Genomic DNA, 21,456 nt, shown 5'->3' with positions numbered 1-21,456 from the left:
CCTGTCTCGTGGGGTCACTTGGTGTAAAAGGTCTTGCCCGCGTTGGCCATCTCGCGCAGGCCATCCGTGGGGGCATACAGCGGGCCGAGCTCAGCCGCCAGGCTATCCGCCAGGGCGACAAACTCTGCCACTCCCATGGCGTCGATGTAGCGCAGCGCACCGCCACGGAAGGGAGGGAAGCCAATGCCATAGATCAACGCCATATCGGCCTCTGCGGGCGTGCCAACGATGTTGTCCTCAAGGCAGCGCACGGTTTCCATGCACAGCGGCACCATCATTCGCGCGACAATCTCCTCATCAGAGAATTCGCGGTTTTCCGTCACGACCTGACTCACCAGCTCGACCGCGCTCTCGTCGCGCACCTTCTTCGGCTTGCCCTTGCGATCCTCTTCATAGGCGTAAAAGCCCTTGGCGTTCTTCTGGCCGAGACGATCGTTGTCGAACATGACCTGAATCGCCGTCTTGCCTTCGCGGGCCATCCGATCAGGGAAGCCTTCCGCCATCACCTCATTGGCATGGACGGCCGTATCCATTCCCACCACATCCAGCAGGTAGGCAGGTCCCATGGGCCAACCGAACTTCTCCATGACCTTGTCGACTCGCTGGAAGTCGGCGCCTTTCTCCACCAGCAGGCTGAAGCCACCGAAGTAGGGGAAGAGCACCCGGTTGACCAGGAAGCCAGGGCAGTCGTTGACCACGATCGGGGTCTTGCCCATTGCCTTGGCGTAGGCCACCGTCGCCGCCACGGCGGCATCGCCGGTCTTCTCGCCGCGAATGACCTCGACCAAGGGCATGCGGTGCACCGGGTTGAAGAAGTGCATGCCGCAGAAGTTTTCCGGGCGCTTGAGGTTCTGCGCCAACCGGGTGATGGAGATCGTCGAGGTGTTCGATGCCAGGACGGTGTTCTCGCTGACCTGTGCTTCGACCTCGGTCAGCACCGCATCCTTGACCTTCGGGTTCTCGACCACGGCTTCGACGACCAGATCGACCGTGCCAAAGTCACCATAGGACAAGGTAGGACGAATATTGGTGAGCTTCTCCGCTGCTGCCTCAGGTGACAGCTTGCCCCGAGCCGCCTGCTTGCCAAACAGCTTGCGTGCCTCCTTCAGCCCCAGCTCGATGGCATCCTCCTTGATGTCCTTCATCAAGATCGGAGTGCCCTTCGAGGCGCTCTGATAGGCGATTCCACCGCCCATGATCCCGGCCCCCAAGACGGCAGCCTGACGCACGGGCTGAGCCTGCTTGGCGTACTGCCCGCCCTTTTTCTTGACGACCTGATCGTTCATGAACAGGCCGACCAGGTTGTAGCAGACATCGGTCTTGGCCATCTTGCAGAATGCCTTGGCCTCGATGGCCTGCGCGCGTGCCCGCGTCTCGCCGGCGCCCTTCTGGATCACCTTGATGGCTTCCACTGGCGCCGGATAATGTGGACCCGCCTTGCCTGCCACATAGCCCTTTGACGTTTCAAACACCATCATCTGCTCGATGGGGTTCAGGTTGAGCGGGCTGTTCTTCTCTTCTCGACGTGCCTTGACGTCAAGCTCTCCGGCGTTGGCCCGGGCCAGGATATCCAGCGCCGCCGCCTCGAGGTCTTCTCGGGGCACCACGGCGTCAACCGCTCCCACCTTGAGGCATGCATCGGCGCGGTTCTCGGTGCCTCCGGCAATCCATTCGATGGCGTTATCGGCGCCGATGACCCGCGGCAGGCGAACACAGCCGCCCCAGCCCGGCACGATGCCCAGCTTGGTCTCCGGCAGGCCAATCTTGGCTTGCGGGCTCATCACACGGAAATCCGTTGAGAGCACCACCTCACAGCCGCCCCCCAGGGCCAGGCCGTTGATCGCGCTGACCGTCGGGAACGGCATGTCTTCCAGGCCATTGAAGATGCCGTGAACCTGCTCGAGCATGGCCTGAATCTCCGCCTCGTCCTTGTCGAACATGGCGTGAAACTCAGTAATGTCGGCGCCCACAATGAAGGCTTCCTTGGCGCTCTTCAGCAGCAGCCCCTTGAGCCCCTGATCACCGCGCACCGCCTCGAGGGCTTCACCGAGCTCCTTGATCACGGCGCCGGAGAGCTTGTTGACCGATTCATCCTTCAAGTCGAAGGTCAGGATGGCGATATCGTCGCCATTGCGAGCCACCGAAATAGCGTTGCCTTGATAGATCATCCACGCATCTCCACTGAAGTCATCCCGTGTTACCCGGACAGTGGCCTGTGTCCCTGTCCAGGTGAGCGGTATTCATACGGCCGTTTGATTTTGCCAGCTTGGTGCAAAGATTCACTTCCGTCAACCCCTACCATTACCTTAGAGGGATTACACGACGTTGAAGCAGGTAAAGGCACCCTGGCAGCGTTTAAGCATACTGTTAACAGAGCGCTGGAGAGGTGTCGTGGGAGCTGGCAGGGCCACCGCCGCTATCCCCTTGCGAAGGCCAGGTCGGGAGCGCAGCTTGCCTATGGTTAAATGGCGGCCCTGCGCTACACCCGCTGTCGCTTGAGCGGCTGCGCATGACCTTGACCACGACCCTGCGTTCAGCGCTTTGTCGCAGTGCCGACTGTCTTTCATCGTTACGGATTCTCCTATGTCTACGCCGCCCGCCCAGCGCACCACGCTGAATGCCCTCCAGCGCACCATCGAAACCTGGGTTGCCCGCCTGCGTCCCTGGCACTGGGTCTGGCCACCGCTGGCCTTTGCCGCGGGCGTTGCCAGTTTCTTTCTGGTGGAGCGACAGCAATGGTTGGGTGTCCTGCTCGCCACTGGCATGCTGCTGGCCTGGATTCTGCTGCTGTCAGAGAGCCTGATCGGGAGAATCATGGTGCGGCGGGGCTACCCGTCCCTGCCCCGCGGCGTGACCACCTTTATTGCCCAGATGATTCACCAGGAAACCTTGTTCTTCACGCTTCCCTTCCTGGTCGCCACCACCGTCTGGACCAGCGGTCAGGCCCTGTTCACCTTGTTCATGCTGGCCATGGCTATCCTGTCGATTGTCGATCCCCTGTACTACCGTCTGGCCGCCCGCAAGCGCTGGCTGTATTTCGTCTTCCATGCCCAGTGCGTGTTTCTCGTCGTGCTGGTCACGCTGCCGCTGGTGCTGCACCTGAGTACCGGACAAAGCATGCTGGCGGCAGTGGTCGCCATGCTGCTGTTCAGCCTGCCAAGTCTGTTGCATCTCCTGCGGCCACTCAGCCCAAGCCGGTGGCTGGCCATGTTCGCCTTGCTGCCGGTGTTGGCGGGGGCGGCCTGGCTCGGGCGTGTGTGGGTCCCGCCCGCCACGCTTTGGCTGTCTGGAAGCGCGCTTTCCCCCGCCTTCGACGAGGCCAGCCGCACACCTCAGGGCAACATGGCGCTGACCCCGGAGGCACTGACGTCTCGCGGTCTGTATGCCTATACCGCGATTCACGCGCCGCGAGGACTCAAGGAAGAGGTCGTGCACGAGTGGCGTCATGAGGGGCAGCTGGTCGACCGCATCGCGCTGGAAATATACGGAGGCCGTGCAGAGGGGTATCGCGCCTGGACCCGCAAGCAGAACTTCCCTGACAACGTGACCGGCAGCTGGCGGATCGACGTCATGACCGCCGGGGGACAGCGCATCGGCGTCCTCAGGTTCGAGGTCGCGGATGATCCTGACCAGGCCACCAGGGCAGACGCTACTATCGACACTCAGGTCGGCATGCCAGGGCTGCGCTTGCGGTGGCTGACGGCCGGCCCTGAGGGCCAAGAGGCAGACCGGGAAGAGGAAAAAGAAGACGCTGGTACAGCTCCCGGATTGACGGAAGACCACTCAGGCCGCAGCGAAAGCAGCGAAAGCAGCGAAAGCAGCGAAAGCAGCGAAAGCAGCGAAAGCAGCGAAAGCAGCGAAAGCAGCGAAAGCAGCGAAAGCAGCGAAAGCAGCGAAAGCAGCGAAAGCAGCGAAAGCAGCGAAAGCAGCGAAAGCAGCGAAAGCAGCGAGGATAGTGAAAACACCGCAACCAGTGCGCAAGCCCCCAGCGAGGCCGTGCCACAGTCGACAGCGCAGTAACAGGATCGGTGGATACCTCAATCGGACGATCGAGAAGGTGCATCAGAGGGCAAACCAGGGTGGTGGCTTGCATTCCCGCGCCAGCGTTCGGACAATCGAATCATTTGCAGCCTTGCGATTCTAGGTCGATATGAACGAGAACATTGGATTCCAACTCTCCCGTGCACCGCGCATATGGCGGGCGGTGCTTGATCAACGTCTGGCTCCGCTGGGGCTCACCCAGACCCGTTGGGTGACGCTCTATCATCTCTGGCGCATGCCAGAAGGCCAGCCACAATGCGACCTGGCTCGCGCTATCGGTGTCGAGGCGCCTTCACTGGTACGAACCCTTGACCAACTCTGCGAGCAGGGCCTGGTGGAGCGCTGCCCCTGCGATCAGGACCGCCGCACCAAGCGCGTCCATCTCACGGAGCAGGCAACCCCACTGCTGGAGAAGATCGACGCCATCGTGCGTGAAGCCAGGGAAGAAATGCTGAAGGGCCTGGATGATGATGAGCAGGAACGCTTGAGTGACATGCTCAATCGTATCGAAGCCAATGGCCAGGCACTGTTAAGCCCGGAAGACTGCCAAGGCTAAGTGGCGCTGGCTTGGCTTGATCTGGTCTGGTCTGGTCTGGCCTAGTCTGACTCAGCATCGGCGGCGCGTATCCGCAGCATCGCAAAAGCGCGCCCTCCACAGCAGAGCGTTATACCTGTAGCAGAGCGTATTACTTTCTCCCGTCCCGCGGAGCCTAAGGCGGCGAGGCCGGGACGCTGCCGGCGGGACGATCAGGACGCCCCTGCAGCGCATCTCGGAGTGCCGCTGCTGGCGCCGAGATAGCGCCAAACTCTGGCGCCTCGAGAGACTCCTCCCACCAAAGTGTCAAGGCTTTGTCACTGGATTCCACCACCCAGGCGTCGTCCGGCAGCTGTGACAGCAGCCTCGACAGGCGTGCGCTGATGACAGAGGGCAATGGCTCCAGCGGCTGTACCCTCCAGCGCCAGCCTTCATCGTATTTAAAGTGCTTCAACGACTCGCTGGCCCGAGCCTTGCGCACCAGCACAAAATGCGGTCCCGGGCGCTGAGTAGGATAGGCCCAACGATAGGCCGCCATCTTGTCGACCTCACCATGCAACGGGGGTGTATCCAGCTTGACGCTGGCACCTGCTTCAATGGCAACCTGACGCAGCTGGCCCTGCCGACGCTCCCTGGCGGTGGGCCTGAGCCACATCGCTGGTGCGAAGACCATCCCTACGACACCCAGTATCAGTAGCCACAACATACGGTTTCCTTTGCAAAAACGTTGATCGTCGGCATTGTTTTGACTGCCACGGCGTCCTAGAGTGACATTACGATACCTCTTTTACTTGACCGCCGAGGAGGCGTAGTCCCGTGAGCAATGAATATCGTCATGTGCTGGTGGCAGTGGACCTCACCAAGGACTCTCACAAGATCCTCGAACGAGCCTTGCAGGTCGCTGACCGCAACCACGCCAAGCTATCGATCATGCACACCCTGGAGCCACTGGGCTTTGCCTATGGCGGTGACATTCCCATGGATCTCACCAGCATTCAGGATCAGCTGGATGACCATGCCAAGCAACGTCTGGCGGAGATCGCCGATGCCACGGTCGCCCGGGAAGACCAGCATGTGGTGGTGGGCATGCCGGATACCGAAATTCACCGTTTTGCCGATGAAAACGGCGTAGACCTTATCGTGGTTGGCTCACACGGTCGCCATGGTTTCGCTCTGTTGCTCGGCTCCACCTCTACCGGGGTACTCCATGGAGCCCAGTGCGATGTGCTGGCCGTGCGAGTCGGCAAGGAAAGCGAAGAGTAAGCACACCACCCACCACCCTATCGGGTGCCATGCATCTCCAACGTTGGCGCCGGCTTCATGCCGGCGCCAACGCCTGCCTTGGCCACAGCTGGGTTACTCCCCGGACGCCATGGCCTCGAGTTCCATCCAGCGTTCCATGGTCGCGTCCAAAGCATCCTGGGTCTGCTGCAGCAACGCCAGTCGCTCGGCCACCACGCCGGAGGGCTGCTGGTAGAAGTCTGGGCGCCCTGCCTCGCTTTCCAACTCGGCCACCTGGTCTTCCAGCCGCTCAATCTCGGCGGGCAGGCCATCCAGCTCACGCTGCAGCTTGTAGGACAACTTGACCGGCTTGGCCTTGCCTTGCCCGGTCGGGCTGGAGCTACCCGCTGACAGCGTTCCCCCCGCTGAAGGCTCTTTATCAGCTGAAGGCTCTTTATCAGCTGAAGGCTCTTTATCCGCTGAAGGCTCTTTACCGGCTGAAGGCTCCGTATCCGCTGACGGCTCCACCCGCTGACGCGCGGCCCCCTCCCAAGGTGCAGGCGGCAGTTTACCGCCCTGACGCACCCAGTCGGTGTAGCCACCCACATATTCACGCACCTGACCACGCCCCTCGAAGGCCAGTACGCTGGTCACCACATTGTCCATGAAGGCGCGGTCGTGGGACACCAGCAACAAGGTTCCATCGAAGCCCAGCAGCAGTTCTTCCAGCAGCTCCAGGGTCTCGACATCCAGGTCGTTGGTCGGCTCGTCCAGTACCAGCACATTGGCTGGCTGAGTGAACAGCTTGGCCAACAGCAGTCGATTCGACTCGCCACCCGACAAGGCCTTGACCGGCTGGCGGGCGCGCTCAGGCGAAAACAGGAAATCCTGAAGGTAACTCATCACGTGGCGATCGCGGCCGCCCACCGTGACACGATCACTTCCCTGGGCCACGTTGTCGTAGACGGTACGCTCCGGCTCGAGCCCGGCTCGCAGTTGGTCGAAATAGGCAACTTGAAGCTTGGTGCCAACCCGCACATTGCCCTCGCTGGGGGTCAGCTCGCCCAGCAGGATCTTCAGTAGCGTGGTCTTTCCCGCGCCATTACGGCCGATCAAGCCGATGCGGTCACCCCGTTGAATCTCGATGCTGAGATCACGGATGACCGTCGCTTCCTCGAAGTGCTGGGTGACGTTCTCCAGTTCGACCACGCGCTTTCCGCTGCGCTCACCGGAGTCGACGGTCAGGTTGGCATTGCCTTGACGCTCCCGTCGCTGACTACGTTCACGGCGCAGCTGCTCAAGGGCCCGCACGCGCCCTTCGTTGCGGGTACGACGAGCCTTGATACCCTGACGAATCCAGGCCTCTTCCTGGGCCAGCTTCTTGTCGAACTCGGCATTCTCGCGCGCCTCGATCTCGAGCTCGTGCTGCTTCTGTGCCTGGTAGGTAGCGTAGTCGCCGGGGTAGCGGCCCAGCTTGCCACGGTCCAGCTCAAGAATGCCGGTGGCAAGCCGCGACAGGAAAGCCCGGTCGTGGGTGATAAACAGCACCGCCCCGGCAAACGCCGCCAGCTGCTCTTCCAGCCAGGCAATCGTATCCAGATCCAGGTGGTTGGTCGGCTCATCCAGCAGCAGCAGGTCGGGCTCCGCCACCAGGGCTCGCGCCAGCGCTACCCGCCGCCGCCAACCGCCAGACAGCGACGACATGGCAGCATCTTCGGGCAGGCCAAGACGTGTCAGCACGACGTCGATGCGCTGGTGAAACGACCAGCCATCGATGGCTTCCAGACGGGTCTGCAGCTGCGCCATGCGGCGCATGTCCGGGTCTTCCGACTGCACCAGGTGGTGGTATTCCGACAACAGCCCGCCTGCCTCCGGCAGACCTTGTGCCACAACGTCAAAAATCGTCTCTCCGCTGGCCTCGGGAAGGTCCTGCTCGAGGACACCAATCTTCAAGCCCGGCGCACGCCACACCACACCGCCGTCGGCCTGGTTTTCCCCCGACACCAGGCGCAGCAAGGTCGACTTGCCAGTACCATTGCGGCCTACCAGCGCCAGCCGTTCACCCCGCTCCAGGGTCAGGTCCGCACCATCAAGCAACACATGGTGGCCATAGGCCAGTTGCAATTGCTCCAGTCGTAGCAGGGTCACGCTTCACCTCATCGCTTGATCATCGTCATAGTGTACCTCAAGCCCCTGGCTCTCTGGCATGGGCAGCGTCTGCCAAGCACTCTCGACCAGGCCGAGGTCCGAGCCACTGGGCGCCAATGGTGGTCACGCCTCGTGGCAGGTACAATGCGCCCCCTGCTTCATTCCCCGCCAAGGAGCCCGCCTTGTCAGCCTGCGATGACACTCAGGATGATCTGCTACCTGAAGCCCTGCGCTTTCGTTCTCCAACGCCACTGGTCGACATTGGCGCCAACCTCACTCATGAGAGCTTCGCCAAGGACCTCGACGCGACCCTGACAAGAGCCCGCCGTGCCGGCGTCGAGACGATGGTGCTGACAGGTACCGACCTGGCTCACGCACACCAGGCTGCGGAGCTGGCAAAGCACCATCCGGGCCTATATGCGACGGCAGGGGTGCACCCCCACCACGCGAGCGAGTGGTCTACTGAGTTGGAAGCCGCCATGCGCGCTCTTCACCGCCTACCCGAGGTCGTCGCCGTAGGTGAGTGCGGGCTCGACTTCCATCGCAACTTCTCCACGCCTGCACAGCAGGAGGCTGCCTTCGAGGCGCAGCTAGCATTGTCGGTGGAATCAGGCCTCCCACTCTTTATCCATGAGCGAGACGCGGGTGAGCGGATGCGTGACATCCTGCGGGCATGGCGAGATGATATTCCACGGGCCGTGGTGCACTGCTTTACGGCCGATCGGGACACGCTGCACGGCTACCTCGATCTTGATCTGCATATCGGCCTGACCGGATGGCTGTGCGATGAGCGCCGTGGCCACCACTTGCGCGACATGGTAGGCGACATTCCCGCCAATCGGCTGATGGTAGAGACAGACTGCCCCTACCTGCTGCCCCGTAACCTGCCAGCCAAGCTCAAGGGACGCCGCCATGAGCCGGCGCTGCTGCCATGGATCGTCCGTGAAATCGCTCATTGGCGTGGCGAAGATGAGGCCACCCTGGCAGCCAGCAGCACCGCTACGGCGAGAACGTTCTTTGACCTCAAGGAGTCCTGACATGGGCGACATGCCTGCCTTTATCGCCGTAGAAACCGGCGGCGACGGTGACCTGCCCCTGGCGATCGCCTGGAGCCTGGATGACGGACGCATCAAGCACACCCTGATTCAGCCCGACGAGGACTGGCTGGATGCGGAGACCGTCTCGCTGGGCGACTACAGTCGTGAGGAGCTGGCCAGCATCGGCGTCAGCCCCCTCGACGTCATCCGGGAACTCGAGACCGATCACTTCAACGCGACCTTGCTTACGGCGGGCGTATTTGATGACGAGGCGGCCATTTCTCGCCTGTTCGACACCTACGGGCTGGACCCCTTCGTGGAGCTGGCTCCGGCGGAGACCCTGTATCCTGACCTGGACCCCGGTGAGTGGGCGAGAGCGCGCAATGAGCTGTTCGGTGAACTTGGCCTGGAGCCCATGCGCCCGGAGCAAGAGGTCGAAGTCATGCTGCACCTGCATCGCCGTCTCAGCGGCAGCGTCGAAGACGAATAAGGCGACTCAGCTGATCACTGGCTCAGGTACAAGCCGCTTGCGGCCACAGCGAATCGCCTCTGCCAGCCCCCTGCCCTCGAGATAGAACGCCTTCAGAGCCGCTTCAAATGCCGCGGCTCTGAGCGGCAACCCGTCACGGCAATAGCCCTCGGCGCGGGCAGCCACCCGCCGAGAAAAGGCTTCCCGATCAACCTCGACCTCTCCCAGGTTGTCGACGCTGACATGGAAGCTCAGTCCTGCCGCACGGCAGAACAAGCTTTCAAGGGCCTGAGGCGCCACCTCGACCTGTTCAAAGGCCTGTTGCTGGTGCTGGTCGCGCCCATCTGGCTCATACCAGTAGCCATAATCCTCGAGCTGTCGCCGCCGGGCCCCGGCGATGCACCAGTGGCTGACTTCATGCAGTACGCTGGCAAAAAAGCCGCGGGCAAAGATCACTCTGTGCCAAGGGGTCTGCTCATCGGCAGGCAGATACAGGGGCTCATCTCCACCGCGTTCAAGGCGGGTCTGGAAAGACTCTGAAAACAGGCCATCGAACAGAGCGATGACATCTTCAAGGCGGTGCTCCACTGGGGCTCCTTGCAAAGGCGGTGATAGAAGGCTCGTCATGAACGTCCGGCGCTGCACCGGGTGACGGCAATGCCGCCAGGCGTGCAAGAATAACAAGACCCGGGAGAACGCCAAACCCGCAGGCTACGGCGATGCTGTGCCACTCCAGCAGCTCGCTTCCACCCAGCTCAACCGTGGAGCGCGGTGCAGACCTTTCACGCCATGCTGACGTCCTCTCGGCCAGCACTATGATCGAGTTCACTAAGGCGACGAAAACCTTCACGTTGTACCAGCTGTTGTATGCCTATTTAGGTTGTACAAATTGCAACTAAGAGGCGCGCATTCACTTTGACAGCAACGTCAAATTGCCATGCCACCGACACCCTCCCCCCGCCATCGCCGTTTCTGTCACCATGGCCGGGAGCCGCCCGGATCTGAGTACGGACTTCTGGCTACGCTGCCCCTTATTACCATGTCTGAAACCAGCAACAAGACCACTGAACACACCGGCGTAACACTCATCAGACGCTCAACTCAGCCACTATCTGCTCAACCGAACATTCGAGACGCAGTAAGCAGGAAGAATCTTACAACTCCATGTCGTTATTAACTACAGTTCTTGATGATACTGTCTCTTCTCCTACAACTCTCTCCGGATTGACTTAGCGCACATCTAAACACTCTGTTAGCATGATCTAAGAGATAGTCCATGTATCATCTATCTCAAAGCGCCCAGTCACTAAACTCGCAATCACTGAGATCGATCTCTGATATACCTCGCCACCTGGGGTTCTTGATAAAGGCAACGATAGTGATTTCACCGTCGCTTTCATTTTCATGAATGGATGTTTTTAATAGCTTATCTAACACGGATATTGACAGAAACACCCAAATGAGTTCGTGACATGGCGGAGGTCCTCACGCTAGACACGTATTGACACCTCTGAATGATAGCGTGGGAGACTCATATTTGAGTCATAGCTTTAATAGTTACAGGACAACAATAAAAACCATCCTAACAACGTATTGAGAAGGGATATGAAATTTAAATTCACCTTAACATCCATCCTGTCCCATAACAAATCCTCTATCGCTACTGGAGTAGTGTGATGAATCCATACGAAAATTTACCAGACAAAGCCTTCTGGAAGAAAATGGTAGCCGAGAGGTCAATGTTTGACTTATCTGATTTATGGTCACCAAAATTCAAAGTTTCTCGACAACACAGGGTAGTGACCTTTGGCTCCTGCTTTGCACAACATATCGGGAGAGCTCTGAAGAGCCGAGGTTACCATTGGGTTTCGGCTGAGACCCCACCGAAAAGTCTTTCGGATGAAAGTGCAAGAAAGTACAACTACAACATCTTTTCAGCGAGAACCGGAAATATTTACACCACCTCACTACTCAAGCAATGGGTCGAGTGGGCGTTAGAAAAAAAAGGCGTGCCAGAAGAAATCTGGGAGAAAGACGGCCGCTTCTATGATCCCTTTCGACCAGCCATCGAGCCGCAGGGATTCTGTAGTGAAGAAGAGTTAAGGCAATCCCGGAATCAGACCATAAGTTCATTCAGGGAATGCATTAAGACGTCGGATTTTTTTGTTTTTACACTGGGATTGACCGAAAGATGGCTCAATTCAAAGCATGGCTACGAGTATCCGATGTGTCCAGGTACCTCTGCAGGAATGTATCAAGAAGATGTCCACGCCTTTAGCAATCAAATATTCCATGAAGGAATCAAAAGCATGACCAAGTCGATGGAAATGATGCGTCAGGTCAATCCATCACTAAAATTCATATTAACCGTTTCTCCTGTTCCACTGGTAGCAACAAACTCGAGTAACAATGTGCTGGTTGCAACGATGGAGTCCAAATCGATACTTCGTGCCGTGGCAGGACAGCTGGCCCGACAACGTCCCTATGTCGATTACTTCCCTTCTTATGAAATCATCAATAGCCCTGTGTTCAGAGGCGTCTTTTTCGAACCCAACCAGCGAAGTGTAAACCCGGCAGGGGTGCAATTCGTCATGAATCAATTCTTTCAATGCCAGCAGAAAAAATTTGGTAGTGAACTGTCCGTGACAGACAGAAGCCAGCAAAGCGATGACATGGAACGCAGTGAACTGGTTTGTGAGGAAGAAATACTCGAAGCCTTTGGAGGCGAAGGATGAAAAGGAAGGTCTGCATTATAGGTAACAGCCACGCCGGCGCCTTGAAAAGAGCTTGGGACCTGATGCCTGAATGGCATAGCGCTAACGAACTCACCTTTTTTGCTGCGCGAGCCAACGGGATGAGGCACCTTCACCTTAAGGGGCATACCCTTACTCCTCGTTCAAGGATGCTTAAGGAGTCCATCAGATTTACATCGGGTGGGCTAGACTCTATTAACGTTTCCGACTATGACACCTTCTTAATCTACGGACTTCAAATGGAGGCTTTTTTCATTGAGCCGGATTCTTTTTTCTCGGCGGCCGTGATCAGACAGTCTTTGCTTGACAGTGTCGACAGCACTCTTTCCTTTAACATCTTGAAAATGATAAGAAGCGTAACGGACAAGAGTATATATATAGGGCATAGTCCTTTACTCACGATGAATAGCGATGAAGATTGTACTTATTCTTCAGAGGACTATCTTTCCGGGGTACGATTAATGAATGATGGAGTACTTTCCTCGTACTGCGCGACATTGATCGCTCAGCCCTCTGCGACCATCGTCAACGGCATCTTTACCAAGTCAGAATTTTTGAAGGGAAGTAAAAGGCTGTCTGTGGGGGACAATCGTGATGATCAGGTACATCCAGATCACGATGATCGGCACATGAACGACACATTTGGCAGAGAATGGCTGTCACATTTTTTCGAGCAGGTCTCAGCAGGAACATCCTATCGATCACAGGGACGGAGTGCGAAAAGCTCCTCGCACCGGCCAGCTGGGTAGATCCTGCTCTATCTGTCTGCGGATGGCACACTACACCGAGCCCGCGGAAAAGCGTCATCAGGGCGTGGCCCCCAGCCGGAGCGCTGGCAATTGAAGGCTGCGTTGCCACCTCAGCCTTCAATCGCCGCGATAGCTGGCCGTTCAGAGAGGCTCCGCTAGAGGCGGATACCCGTGCGGCTATCTGTCATCTAGTCGACACTGTCGAGGACCTGGACGGCTGGCGTGCGGCTGCCTGTACGCCGCCTTCGGCTCGCACCGAGGTTTGGCCAGCTGATAATGGCCGATATTTGATACCTGCTAAATGAACGAGCACCTGCCACGTAAGGCTGCGCTGAGAAATGGTGCAGAGGCATACCGTCTTTTCCATTGATGTTCACAGCCAACGCCGCTGACAGGCGCCAGACTGGTGCATCGCTGATACACTCACACCATCTCCCATCGGCCGACAGCGCAGGATGCGGATAGCCAGGGCATGACGCCCGTTACCCTTTGCATGGAGCCTTAGATCGTGCGCCCTTTCCCCACTGGCCTTGGCGCCACGAGCCGGCGAGAAAGCTGGCCGCTTATTCGTCTTGCCCTTCCCATCTGCGGTGCTCAGCTGGCCCAGGCCGGAATGAGCGTGGTCGATATCATGATGACCGGCCGCCAGAGTGCTACCGACCTGGCGGCGGTGTCGGTGGGCGCCAGCCTGTGGATGCCACTGATGCTGTTCATGACAGGCACCCTGATGGGGCTGACGCCGATCGTCGCGCAGCTGATGGGAGGAGGACGTCAGGGCGGTATCCGGGCCAACGTTCATCAGGCCATGTGGGTAGGGCTGGGCCTTGGACTGATCTCGGCGTTGCTGCTGAACCTGGCAGTGGCGCCCGTGTTCCATTGGATGGCAGTGCCTCCTGCGGTTGCCGAACGCGCCGCTGACTACGTCGGAGCCGTGGCATACGGTATGCCCGCCGTGGCCATCTTTCTGGCCCTCCGGGCCTTTTCAGACGGAATGAACCATACCCGACCCGCACTGTGGATCAGCCTGATTGGATTGGCCGTCAATATTCCCAGCAACTATGTGTTGATCTACGGCGGAGAAGGCCTGGTGCAGCTGTTGGGTCCGGCAACGCCAGACTGGCTAGCGACCTTGCCTGCTCTCGGTGCTCATGGTTGCGGCATTGCCACTGCCATTGCCATGTGGGTCATGACGCTGGCCATGGTTCGCTATACCCAGAAAAGTCGGGCCTATGGCAATGTTGAGCTGTGGCGCCAGCCAAGCCGGCCAGACCTGAAGTCGATGGCTGAGCTGCTTTATGTTGGGGTGCCCATTGGGGTCGCGATCTTTGTCGAGGTAACGCTTTTCACGCTGATTGCCTTGTTCGTCGCAAGCCTTGGAGAAATCGTGGTGGCGGCCCACCAGGTGGCGCTCAACTTCACTTCACTGCTGTTCATGCTGCCGCTTTCGCTGGGAATGGCGCTGACCGTTCGTGTCGGCAATGCCCTGGGAAGCGGCGATGCCCGCCTGGCCCGACTGGTCGCCTGGAATGGCATCCTGATCGCCTTGCTGGTGGCGCTGTTCAACAGTGCCGTCCTGTGGCTGTCCGCCGATCTGGTGGTCGGCCTGTATACCCACAACACCCAAGTACAGGCCCTGACGCTGTCACTGGTGGGCCTGGCCATGCTGTACCAGGTATCCGACTCGCTGCAGGTTGCCCTGGCCGGTGCCTTGCGAGGCTACAAGGACACCAGAGTCATCATGTTCATCACCTTGCTGGCATACTGGCTGGTCGGGCTGGGCGGTGGCCACCTGCTCGGCCGCTACGGTCTAGGAACCTGGCTGCCCCCCCTGGGCGTCCATGGATACTGGATCGGATTGATTGCCGGATTGACCGTGGCGGCGTTGCTGCTAGGGGAACGTTTTCGCGTTAAGGCCAGACAGGTGGCCCGCGCCAATATCGACATCGCCCCATGAAGGCATGCCGCCTGTTCGCCCTGCTGGCGGGGCTCGCTGTGTTGCTCTGTGGTTGCGGGCCGTCCCCCCTGGAGCGTGAGCTCATCGCCTATCAGCACGAGCTTGCCGACGCCACAGGGCTATCACCGCCAGAAACCAGCGATGTGCCGAATATCGGTGATTTCCCCGAGCGCCGGTCACTGACGCTGGAGATTCCAGAGGTCCGCGAAGGCCTGCTGGACGTTTTCGCCTTGCGTGGCTGTCATATCGCCAACCTGGTGGCCCAGCGCAACAACCAGCTTGGCAAGACCGCAGCACCAAGCCAGCACTGGCTCTACGAATTGCAGCTGTGGCGACGGCTTGACCATTGCATGAATAACCCTGCCGTCGACTCGCTCAGCCCGGAAGATCGCGAGCGCCTGGCCAGGCTGACCGAGACCAAGACCCGCCAGCTTCCCTTGGCCAGCTACAACGCCTTGGTCGCCTCTTCAGAGTGGGCAGGCAGTTTTTCACGCGCCAGTGCTGTACTGGACATTGACGAACTGACCGCCGTGGATGCTCAGCTACCCGCCTTGACCTACCTGACCCAGGCCGTAGATCGACAGTTCGACCATCAGTGGCAGCCTGACTCAGGCAAACTCGAGCAGGCGCTGAAAGTGCTCCGCGATCGTCCACTCAGCGCCGAACTCTTGCGCACACTCCAGCTCGCCACGCTGCGGCTGAAAGAGGCCAACGGCCTGCTGGTAAGCGCGCTGGCCAACACCAGTCTGCCGCCCCAGGCGAGCTGTCCGCTGGCTGAGAAGTCGCCCTCGGCGGATCTCCTGCTTCGTCAGATGGAGCGTCTGCTACGTCAATCGCGACGCTGGTTTAGCGCCATGGACCAGCTCCTGGATGCCCACCTAGAGGGCGCAGCCGAACTCCAGCGCTACCGCAGCCAGTGGCTCTCGCCCAGCGGCGCTGACACTCCGCTGGTGCGTTTCCGCGAGGTCTTGGACCACCACAGGCTACTGCGCCAGCAATGGGATCAACGCTGTGTGGGCGACAGGGACTTACGCTAGTCGATCAGTCTGTGCTATTGATGAGAACAGGGACGTAGAGCGCAGCGTCCGGCCTTCGCCGAGATGCACAGCCGTTAGCAAGCAGCCGCTGGAGGGAGATCATGGGCATTCCACTATCACCCCGCCCCGCTCGGGTCATCGACCTGGAAAGCATGCGCCAACGCCAACAGGCGCGTCGACGCCTGGTCAGGCTGGCGCCGGAGCTAGACGGTCTGGAAATGGTGTATCGGCTCGATGCACATCCTGACACCCTCTATGGCATGCCTATCCTCGCTTGGGGAATGCGAGAGAACGGCGACATTGTGGGCCTGGTACCCTGGATGGAGTCACTGACTCCCTGCGAACAGCTTGATGATCCAGACCATGGACACTTCGTCGGTTACCGGGATCCCGAAACGGAAGAGCTGTTCGATCAGCCACCGGAACACAAGGAGATGGAGCTTGCTCACGCGGCTGCCTACTTCGAATACGAAGACACCAGCGACACCACGCTCATCCAAACGCTACCTGACCACCAGGGAACCCATGCGCTGTGCATGGACGATGAGGGCGAGCCTTGGCAGCTCAAGCAGGTCTTTGGCTGGCGCCTGTACAGTGACGGCACCATTGAAGCCTTGCTGGCTGACGAAGAACTGATTGAATCCGTACCCGTTCTGCCGGGCGACGCCTGCCTGTATCCCGGCCATAGCCGCCACAAGGTGGTCTACTTCTTCCAGCGCCAGATTGCCAACCGCATCCGTCAGGAAGACCCGGCAACGCTCGAGGCTCTGGCCATGATGGTCATGCCGGACGACGAGGATGACGTCGAATAAAGGCCCCATGCCCAGCACGGGGCGTCACCGTCGACGCCCCCTTCAAACAAGCGCGATGTCACAGGCCGGCGGAGCTGTCACCCAAGGCGAATAAAGTACCAGTGAGTGCCATCTTCCAGCGTGTGATGCTGCTGCAGATCGTGACCGAGAAACTGGCAAAACTTGGGCACATCACGCGTGGTGGCAGGATCCGTCGCAATCACCTTGAGCACCTCGCCGGTCGTCATGTCACGCACCGCATTGTGCATCATCATGATGGGTTCGGGGCAAAACAGACCACTAGTATCCAGCTCCTTGTCGCTGGCGGGCAGGGCATCTACAGAATCCACCATCACTACCTCTGGGTTGGAGTAAAAGCATGATCAAGATCATCATCGAGCGACGTGTCATGCCGGGGTTGGAAGAAGAGTACGAACAAGCCGCCCGAGAAGCCATGCGCCAGTCACTTGGCGCCGATGGTTTCTTTGGGGGCGAAAGCCTCGTCGAACAAGGACGCTCGGACCGCCGACTGATGATTACCAAGTGGCGCGACCTGCGCGCCTGGAAAGCATGGTACACCAGCGAAGCCAGAGAACGCGTCATGCAACAGGTACACCCCCTGCTCACCGAGGCCGAGACCGTCAGAATCTTCGAGCCTGCCTACTAATCTTTATCGAGTTGACCTTCACAGACCAGGCCGGAAAAGACCAGGCCTTCCTGTTCCAAGCCTTCACAGCACTGGCCTGCATGGACGACCGGCGTCGCCGCGGTATCGACGAGGCATTCAAGCGGCGCGCCACCAAGAGCTACGTCTACGCAGGTATCTCAGCCGTACTGTTCTAAGCGATACGAACGTAGACCGTGACTTCTTCCCTGTCATGGTAGAGGTGGCGGCAACGTATCTCGGCCTTCACACCGGTCTCGTCAAGCTGATCGGCCAGGGTCGCCAGGCACAGCGATACCTCCTCCCAACGTTTTTTCATTGGCAGCTTGAGGTTGAAGACAGCTTCTCGACACCAGCGGTTTACAAGCCAGCGTTGCACCATGGCAATGACGCGGGTCGGCTTGTCGACGATGTCGCATACCAGCCAATCCAGGCGCATCGGCGGCTGCCACACGAAGCCGTCCTCTCGTAGATGCTCGACCATCCCAGACGCCATCAGTGTGTTATCCATCGGGCCATTGTCGATGGCATACACCTGCATCCCACGCTGTACGAGTTGCCAGGTCCAGCCACCGGGCGCCGCACCGAGATCAGCAGCCTGCATCCCCTCCCCCAGACGCTCATCCCACTCATCTCTTGGGACAAATTCGTGCCACGCTTCCTCGAGCTTCAAGGTCGAGCGGCTCGGAGCAGCATGAGGAAAACGTAGCCTTCGAATGCCTCCAGGGAACTCGCTTCGATTACCCGGAAAACTCATGGCCAGCTGCACGCGGTCACCGTCTCTCCAGACCAGGTGGAGGCGCCGCCCCCCCGCCTTGCGCCTCAGAGCACCACGCTTCTTCAAGCGCATCGTCAGGGGCCGCTCAAGCGCCTTGAGCAGGCTACTCAGTGCCTTGGCTTCATTGGTATCAGGCGTCTCCTGCCAGATGGACTCGAAACTCCAACCACAGGCTTTCAACTGCTCGAGGATGGCCGTCAGCCGGTCATCCCTGGACAATCTCAGCTCCGGCAACGCCAACAGCGACTGCCTGGCAAACACCAGCTCATCAAACCGCAGCGACCGATGCAGGTCATTGGCCGGGTATCCGTCCGCCATGACGACCCTGACAAGCCCCTCCTCCATCAATGGCTCGACGCTTGCCACCGTGGCATCGCGCCCGAGTCGGTCAGTCAGTTCGGCACACAGGTCAGGTTCAAAGCCTGGACGGCAGAAAAGCAGTATTTGGTCAGGCGTCATGAGTAAAGGTTCTCTTTCTCCAGGCAAGATCCGCCCGCCCCTTGGCGGACAGCTCGATATCCTTGAGCTGCACATTCAGCGCATTGGTGGAAATCACGACTTCCCACAGGGAAAACACCAGCGAAATCGATAGCGACACAAGGCTAATGCCGAACAGCAGCATTCCCAGCGGTGTCCAGCTGAGAAACAAGGCAAACATGGACAGGGTGCACAGCAGAAAGCTGAACACACCAGCTATCTGCATGCGCTTGGTCAACGAGATGCGCCGGCGCAACAGGCGAATCTGCGTGATGTGATCATCTTCACCGTCCTTCACCTGTTCCGCCAGCTTGCGTATCAATCCCGCCAGGGTCAAAAAGCGGTTGGTATACGCCAGCAGCAAGAGAGATATCGCAGGAAACAACAAGGCCGGCGTGGTCAGGTTCACGGTGAGCTCCAGAGCGTCGACGAAAGTCGATTATGGTAGCAGTCGGCACGCCCAACGACGAGCCATCTTGCACGTTCCACGCCCCCTGATACATGGCCAAACGAAACGGCCCCCGACTCACGTCGAGGGCCGTTTCCGGATACCACAAGTAGCGTCAGGCGACTTACCGAATACCTTGCTCTCGGGCCATTTCCAGCGCAGCACGCGGCGCCGTCCACAGGGTCGGCAGGAGTACCAGCGAGACGGGAATGGCAGTGATCACGATAAACTGCTGCAGGGCACTGATCTGACCGGCTCCCATGCGCAGAAGAATCGCTGCCATCAGCGCCATGGCGATACCCCAGAAGGCACGGACCATGGGGTTTGGCTCGTCATGACCGGCTCCCACGACCGAGATGGCGTAACTCATAGAGTCACCAGTGGTCGCAACGAAGATAGTGGTCAACAGCAGGATCGCCAGCGCCATTAGCGTGCCACCCGGCAGTGCCTGAGCCACGGTCAGCGTCGCGACATCGAACTGAAAGTTGTTCAGCGCCTCGGTCAGGTCAATCGCTCCAGACAGCTGGTAGTAGATCCCGGAGCCGCCCAGCAGGGTGAACCACACCATGGTAGCCACCGGAGCCATGACCGCCACGGCCAGAATCATCTGCCGAATCGTCCTACCGCGGGAGATCCGTGCGACGAAGATCGCCATCAAGGGCCCGTAGCCGATAAACCAGGCAAAGAAGAACACCGTCCACCACTGCATCCACCAGTCAGGGGCGGTTTGGGTGGTCATCGTGGCCATCTCGAAGAAGGATCCCAGATAGCGACCCAACCCCTGAGTGAAAGCATCGGTCAGGAACAGCGTCGGCCCGAACAGGAAGATCGCCACTGCTATCGCCAGCGCCAGGAAGACGTTGAACCGGCTCAGCACCTGGATACCCTTGTGAATCCCGGTAACCGCCGATGTCACATAGACTGCCCCCAGGCCTGCCAGCACCATCAGCTGGGTGCCATAACCTTCACTGAAGCCGAACAGCTCGTGCAGGCCGAAGCTGACCTGAGTCGCGAGGAAGCCGATGGGGCCTACCGTGCCGGCAACCACCGCAATCACACAGAGTGCGTCAACCAGACCACCCAGGGGCCCCTGCATGGCTCGTTCGCCCAGGACTGGCGTCAACAGCGTTCGTGGCTGAAGGGGTAGTCCCTTGACGTAGTGGGCATGGGCCAGCACGACGGATGCCAGCGTGCCCAGCACTGCCCACGCCAGCAGCCCCCAGTGCATGAAAGACTGGGCGAGCGCACCTGCAATAGCGTCGACAGTTCCTGCTTCAGTATCGAAGGCCGGCGGTGTCACAACAAAGTGATAGACCGGCTCGCCGGCAGCAAAAAACACACCGCCCCCAGCCAGCAACGTGCACATGATCATCGACAGCCACTTGAAGGTGCTGATCTCAGGTGCATCCAGGTTGCCGATCCGCGCCTTTGCGCTCGGACTGACCGCAATGCCGATGGCAATGAAGAATGTCGCCAGCAGGAGCAGCTGGAAGTAACTGCCCAGGGTCTTGGCTGTCCAAGCAAAGCCCGTCGAGATGCCATTGGCGACCATCTCAATGTCGTACAGCGACAAGGCAACGAAGCCCAAGATAAATCCCACACTTAGGATGAGAACGATGGGGTCGCCCGGCCGGGCGCTTAAAGACTTCCGCGTATCTGTGCTAGCGGTGGAATGACTCATGTCGTAGGTAGCGACAGACGACGAGGCGTCGGGCTGTCGGACTCTCCTTTCGGGAAAGATGAATGGCGCCCTGATGGGCATGAAGGAAGCACGGAGGATTCCGCGATTTCATGGCAGCTCTGTGGCTGAAGGGAAAGGATTCACCGCGCCTCATGCGCGGATCACATCCGGCGACACACCTGTAACGAGGTTCCAAGCGTGTCGTAAAAAGCATGACAATGTCGACGTCGCATGACCACCCTCTGAAAAGCGCGATGGTTCAACGCTTGAGTCTTTCTCCGGTCATGCCAGCATGCCACTGGCGGGGGATACGAACTCCGGGCGTCACATAAACAACAGCGCCCTTGCACGGAGATGAGTCACCCTGGAGCTTTTTGCAAGGGGTGGCGAACGCCACGAGCCCGCCCTTCAGGAGAGCCAGGCCGGACCGCACGCAATGCGGCCCCACACATAAAAAGTGGGGTCGACCCATGCGTACGAAAAAGCCCAACTCCTTTCGGAATTGGGCTTCTTCTGAATAAATGCCTGACGATGACCTACTCTCGCATGGGGAAACCCCACACTACCATCGGCGCTGAGCGGTTTCACTTCTGAGTTCGGCAAGGGATCAGGTGGTTCCCACTCGCTATGGTCGTCAGGCGAAAAAAGGCAATGTATATCAATGCTGGCAAAG

General features: G+C 59.3%; 18 protein-coding genes and 1 rRNA gene. 10 read left to right on the top strand and 9 right to left on the bottom strand.

Annotated features, from left to right (window positions below; all coding sequences use genetic code 11):
* Nucleotides 1-14: 14 nt before the first annotated feature.
* Complete coding sequence (fadB, locus tag KUV41_RS00095) at nt 15-2,168, bottom strand: fatty acid oxidation complex subunit alpha FadB (protein WP_222483588.1); 2,154 nt, start codon at nt 2,166-2,168, stop codon at nt 15-17.
* A gap of 415 nt (nt 2,169-2,583) precedes the next feature.
* Here fadB and KUV41_RS00090 point away from each other — a divergent pair, with 415 nt between their 5' ends.
* Both KUV41_RS00090 and slyA read left to right on the top strand, forming a co-directional pair.
* Nucleotides 2,584-4,020, top strand: a complete 1,437-nt coding sequence (locus KUV41_RS00090) for a DUF5924 family protein (RefSeq protein WP_222483587.1) — start codon at nt 2,584-2,586, stop codon at nt 4,018-4,020.
* Nucleotides 4,021-4,150: 130 nt separating this feature from the next.
* Entirely contained in the window at nt 4,151-4,597 is a 447-nt protein-coding gene (gene slyA / locus KUV41_RS00085; RefSeq protein ID WP_222164271.1) for a transcriptional regulator SlyA, read from the top strand.
* A 154-nt stretch (nt 4,598-4,751) separates the two neighbouring features.
* Here the strand turns inward: slyA and KUV41_RS00080 are convergent, their stop codons facing one another.
* Nucleotides 4,752-5,282: a preprotein translocase subunit YajC gene (locus tag KUV41_RS00080; RefSeq protein ID WP_222483586.1), complete on the bottom strand. Its 531-nt coding sequence runs from the start codon at nt 5,280-5,282 to the stop codon at nt 4,752-4,754.
* A gap of 110 nt (nt 5,283-5,392) precedes the next feature.
* On the opposite strand from KUV41_RS00080, the gene KUV41_RS00075 reads away from it, so the two are divergent.
* Nucleotides 5,393-5,839, top strand: coding sequence for a universal stress protein (locus tag KUV41_RS00075; RefSeq protein ID WP_206944481.1), 447 nt, complete (start codon nt 5,393-5,395; stop codon nt 5,837-5,839).
* 93 nt (nt 5,840-5,932) lie between these two features.
* Here the strand turns inward: KUV41_RS00075 and KUV41_RS00070 are convergent, their stop codons facing one another.
* Nucleotides 5,933-7,945, bottom strand: coding sequence for an ATP-binding cassette domain-containing protein (locus KUV41_RS00070; protein ID WP_222483585.1), 2,013 nt, complete (start codon nt 7,943-7,945; stop codon nt 5,933-5,935).
* A 182-nt stretch (nt 7,946-8,127) separates the two neighbouring features.
* Between KUV41_RS00070 and KUV41_RS00065 the strand changes: the two genes are divergently transcribed.
* Both KUV41_RS00065 and KUV41_RS00060 read left to right on the top strand, forming a co-directional pair.
* The gene (locus KUV41_RS00065) at nt 8,128-8,982 is read left to right on the top strand and encodes a TatD family hydrolase (RefSeq protein ID WP_224907389.1); all 855 of its coding nucleotides are present in this window, start codon (nt 8,128-8,130) and stop codon (nt 8,980-8,982) included.
* Between the two features lies 1 nt (nt 8,983).
* Nucleotides 8,984-9,472: a hypothetical protein gene (locus tag KUV41_RS00060; protein WP_222483583.1), complete on the top strand. Its 489-nt coding sequence runs from the start codon at nt 8,984-8,986 to the stop codon at nt 9,470-9,472.
* A gap of 6 nt (nt 9,473-9,478) precedes the next feature.
* On the opposite strand, the gene KUV41_RS00055 is transcribed toward KUV41_RS00060, so the two are convergent.
* Nucleotides 9,479-10,039 (bottom strand): elongation factor P hydroxylase, encoded by a 561-nt coding sequence (locus KUV41_RS00055; RefSeq protein ID WP_315900519.1) that lies wholly within the window; start codon nt 10,037-10,039, stop codon nt 9,479-9,481.
* Nucleotides 10,040-11,127: 1,088 nt separating this feature from the next.
* On the opposite strand from KUV41_RS00055, the gene KUV41_RS00050 reads away from it, so the two are divergent.
* The 4 genes from KUV41_RS00050 to KUV41_RS00035 all read left to right on the top strand — a co-directional run bounded on the left by KUV41_RS00050 (nt 11,128) and on the right by KUV41_RS00035 (nt 16,756).
* Entirely contained in the window at nt 11,128-12,186 is a 1,059-nt protein-coding gene (locus KUV41_RS00050) for a GSCFA domain-containing protein (RefSeq protein ID WP_222483579.1), read from the top strand.
* Nucleotides 12,187-13,461: 1,275 nt separating this feature from the next.
* Nucleotides 13,462-14,907, top strand: a complete 1,446-nt coding sequence (locus tag KUV41_RS00045; RefSeq protein ID WP_315900518.1) for an MATE family efflux transporter — start codon at nt 13,462-13,464, stop codon at nt 14,905-14,907.
* Nucleotides 14,904-15,944 (top strand): DUF3080 family protein, encoded by a 1,041-nt coding sequence (locus KUV41_RS00040; RefSeq protein ID WP_222483577.1) that lies wholly within the window; start codon nt 14,904-14,906, stop codon nt 15,942-15,944. Before KUV41_RS00045 ends, KUV41_RS00040 begins: the two co-directional genes overlap by 4 nt.
* Before the next feature lie 101 nt (nt 15,945-16,045).
* Nucleotides 16,046-16,756 (top strand): hypothetical protein, encoded by a 711-nt coding sequence (locus tag KUV41_RS00035; protein WP_206944495.1) that lies wholly within the window; start codon nt 16,046-16,048, stop codon nt 16,754-16,756.
* Between the two features lie 77 nt (nt 16,757-16,833).
* On the opposite strand, the gene tusA is transcribed toward KUV41_RS00035, so the two are convergent.
* Nucleotides 16,834-17,088, bottom strand: coding sequence for a sulfurtransferase TusA (tusA, locus tag KUV41_RS00030; protein WP_206944497.1), 255 nt, complete (start codon nt 17,086-17,088; stop codon nt 16,834-16,836).
* 26 nt (nt 17,089-17,114) lie between these two features.
* On the opposite strand from tusA, the gene KUV41_RS00025 reads away from it, so the two are divergent.
* A complete protein-coding gene (locus tag KUV41_RS00025) occupies nt 17,115-17,402 on the top strand; it encodes an antibiotic biosynthesis monooxygenase family protein (RefSeq protein ID WP_206944499.1) in 288 nt (95 codons plus the stop codon).
* A 172-nt stretch (nt 17,403-17,574) separates the two neighbouring features.
* On the opposite strand, the gene rlmM is transcribed toward KUV41_RS00025, so the two are convergent.
* From rlmM to rrf, 4 genes are all read right to left on the bottom strand, one after another.
* Complete coding sequence (gene rlmM / locus KUV41_RS00020; protein ID WP_206944501.1) at nt 17,575-18,636, bottom strand: 23S rRNA (cytidine(2498)-2'-O)-methyltransferase RlmM; 1,062 nt, start codon at nt 18,634-18,636, stop codon at nt 17,575-17,577.
* Nucleotides 18,626-19,063: a DUF2721 domain-containing protein gene (locus KUV41_RS00015; RefSeq protein WP_206944502.1), complete on the bottom strand. Its 438-nt coding sequence runs from the start codon at nt 19,061-19,063 to the stop codon at nt 18,626-18,628. Before KUV41_RS00015 ends, rlmM begins: the two co-directional genes overlap by 11 nt.
* Nucleotides 19,064-19,226: 163 nt before the next feature.
* Complete coding sequence (locus KUV41_RS00010) at nt 19,227-20,783, bottom strand: BCCT family transporter (protein ID WP_222483576.1); 1,557 nt, start codon at nt 20,781-20,783, stop codon at nt 19,227-19,229.
* 523 nt (nt 20,784-21,306) lie between these two features.
* Nucleotides 21,307-21,422, bottom strand: a 5S ribosomal RNA gene (gene rrf / locus KUV41_RS00005).
* Between the last annotated feature and the right edge of the window lie 34 nt (nt 21,423-21,456).

Origin of the sequence: Halomonas sp. DP8Y7-1, from assembly GCF_019801685.1 — a bacterium.
GTDB lineage: Bacteria > Pseudomonadota > Gammaproteobacteria > Pseudomonadales > Halomonadaceae > Halomonas > Halomonas litopenaei_A.
Note: the sequence above shows the minus strand (reverse complement) of the source record. Positions and strands in the feature narration are given on the sequence as shown.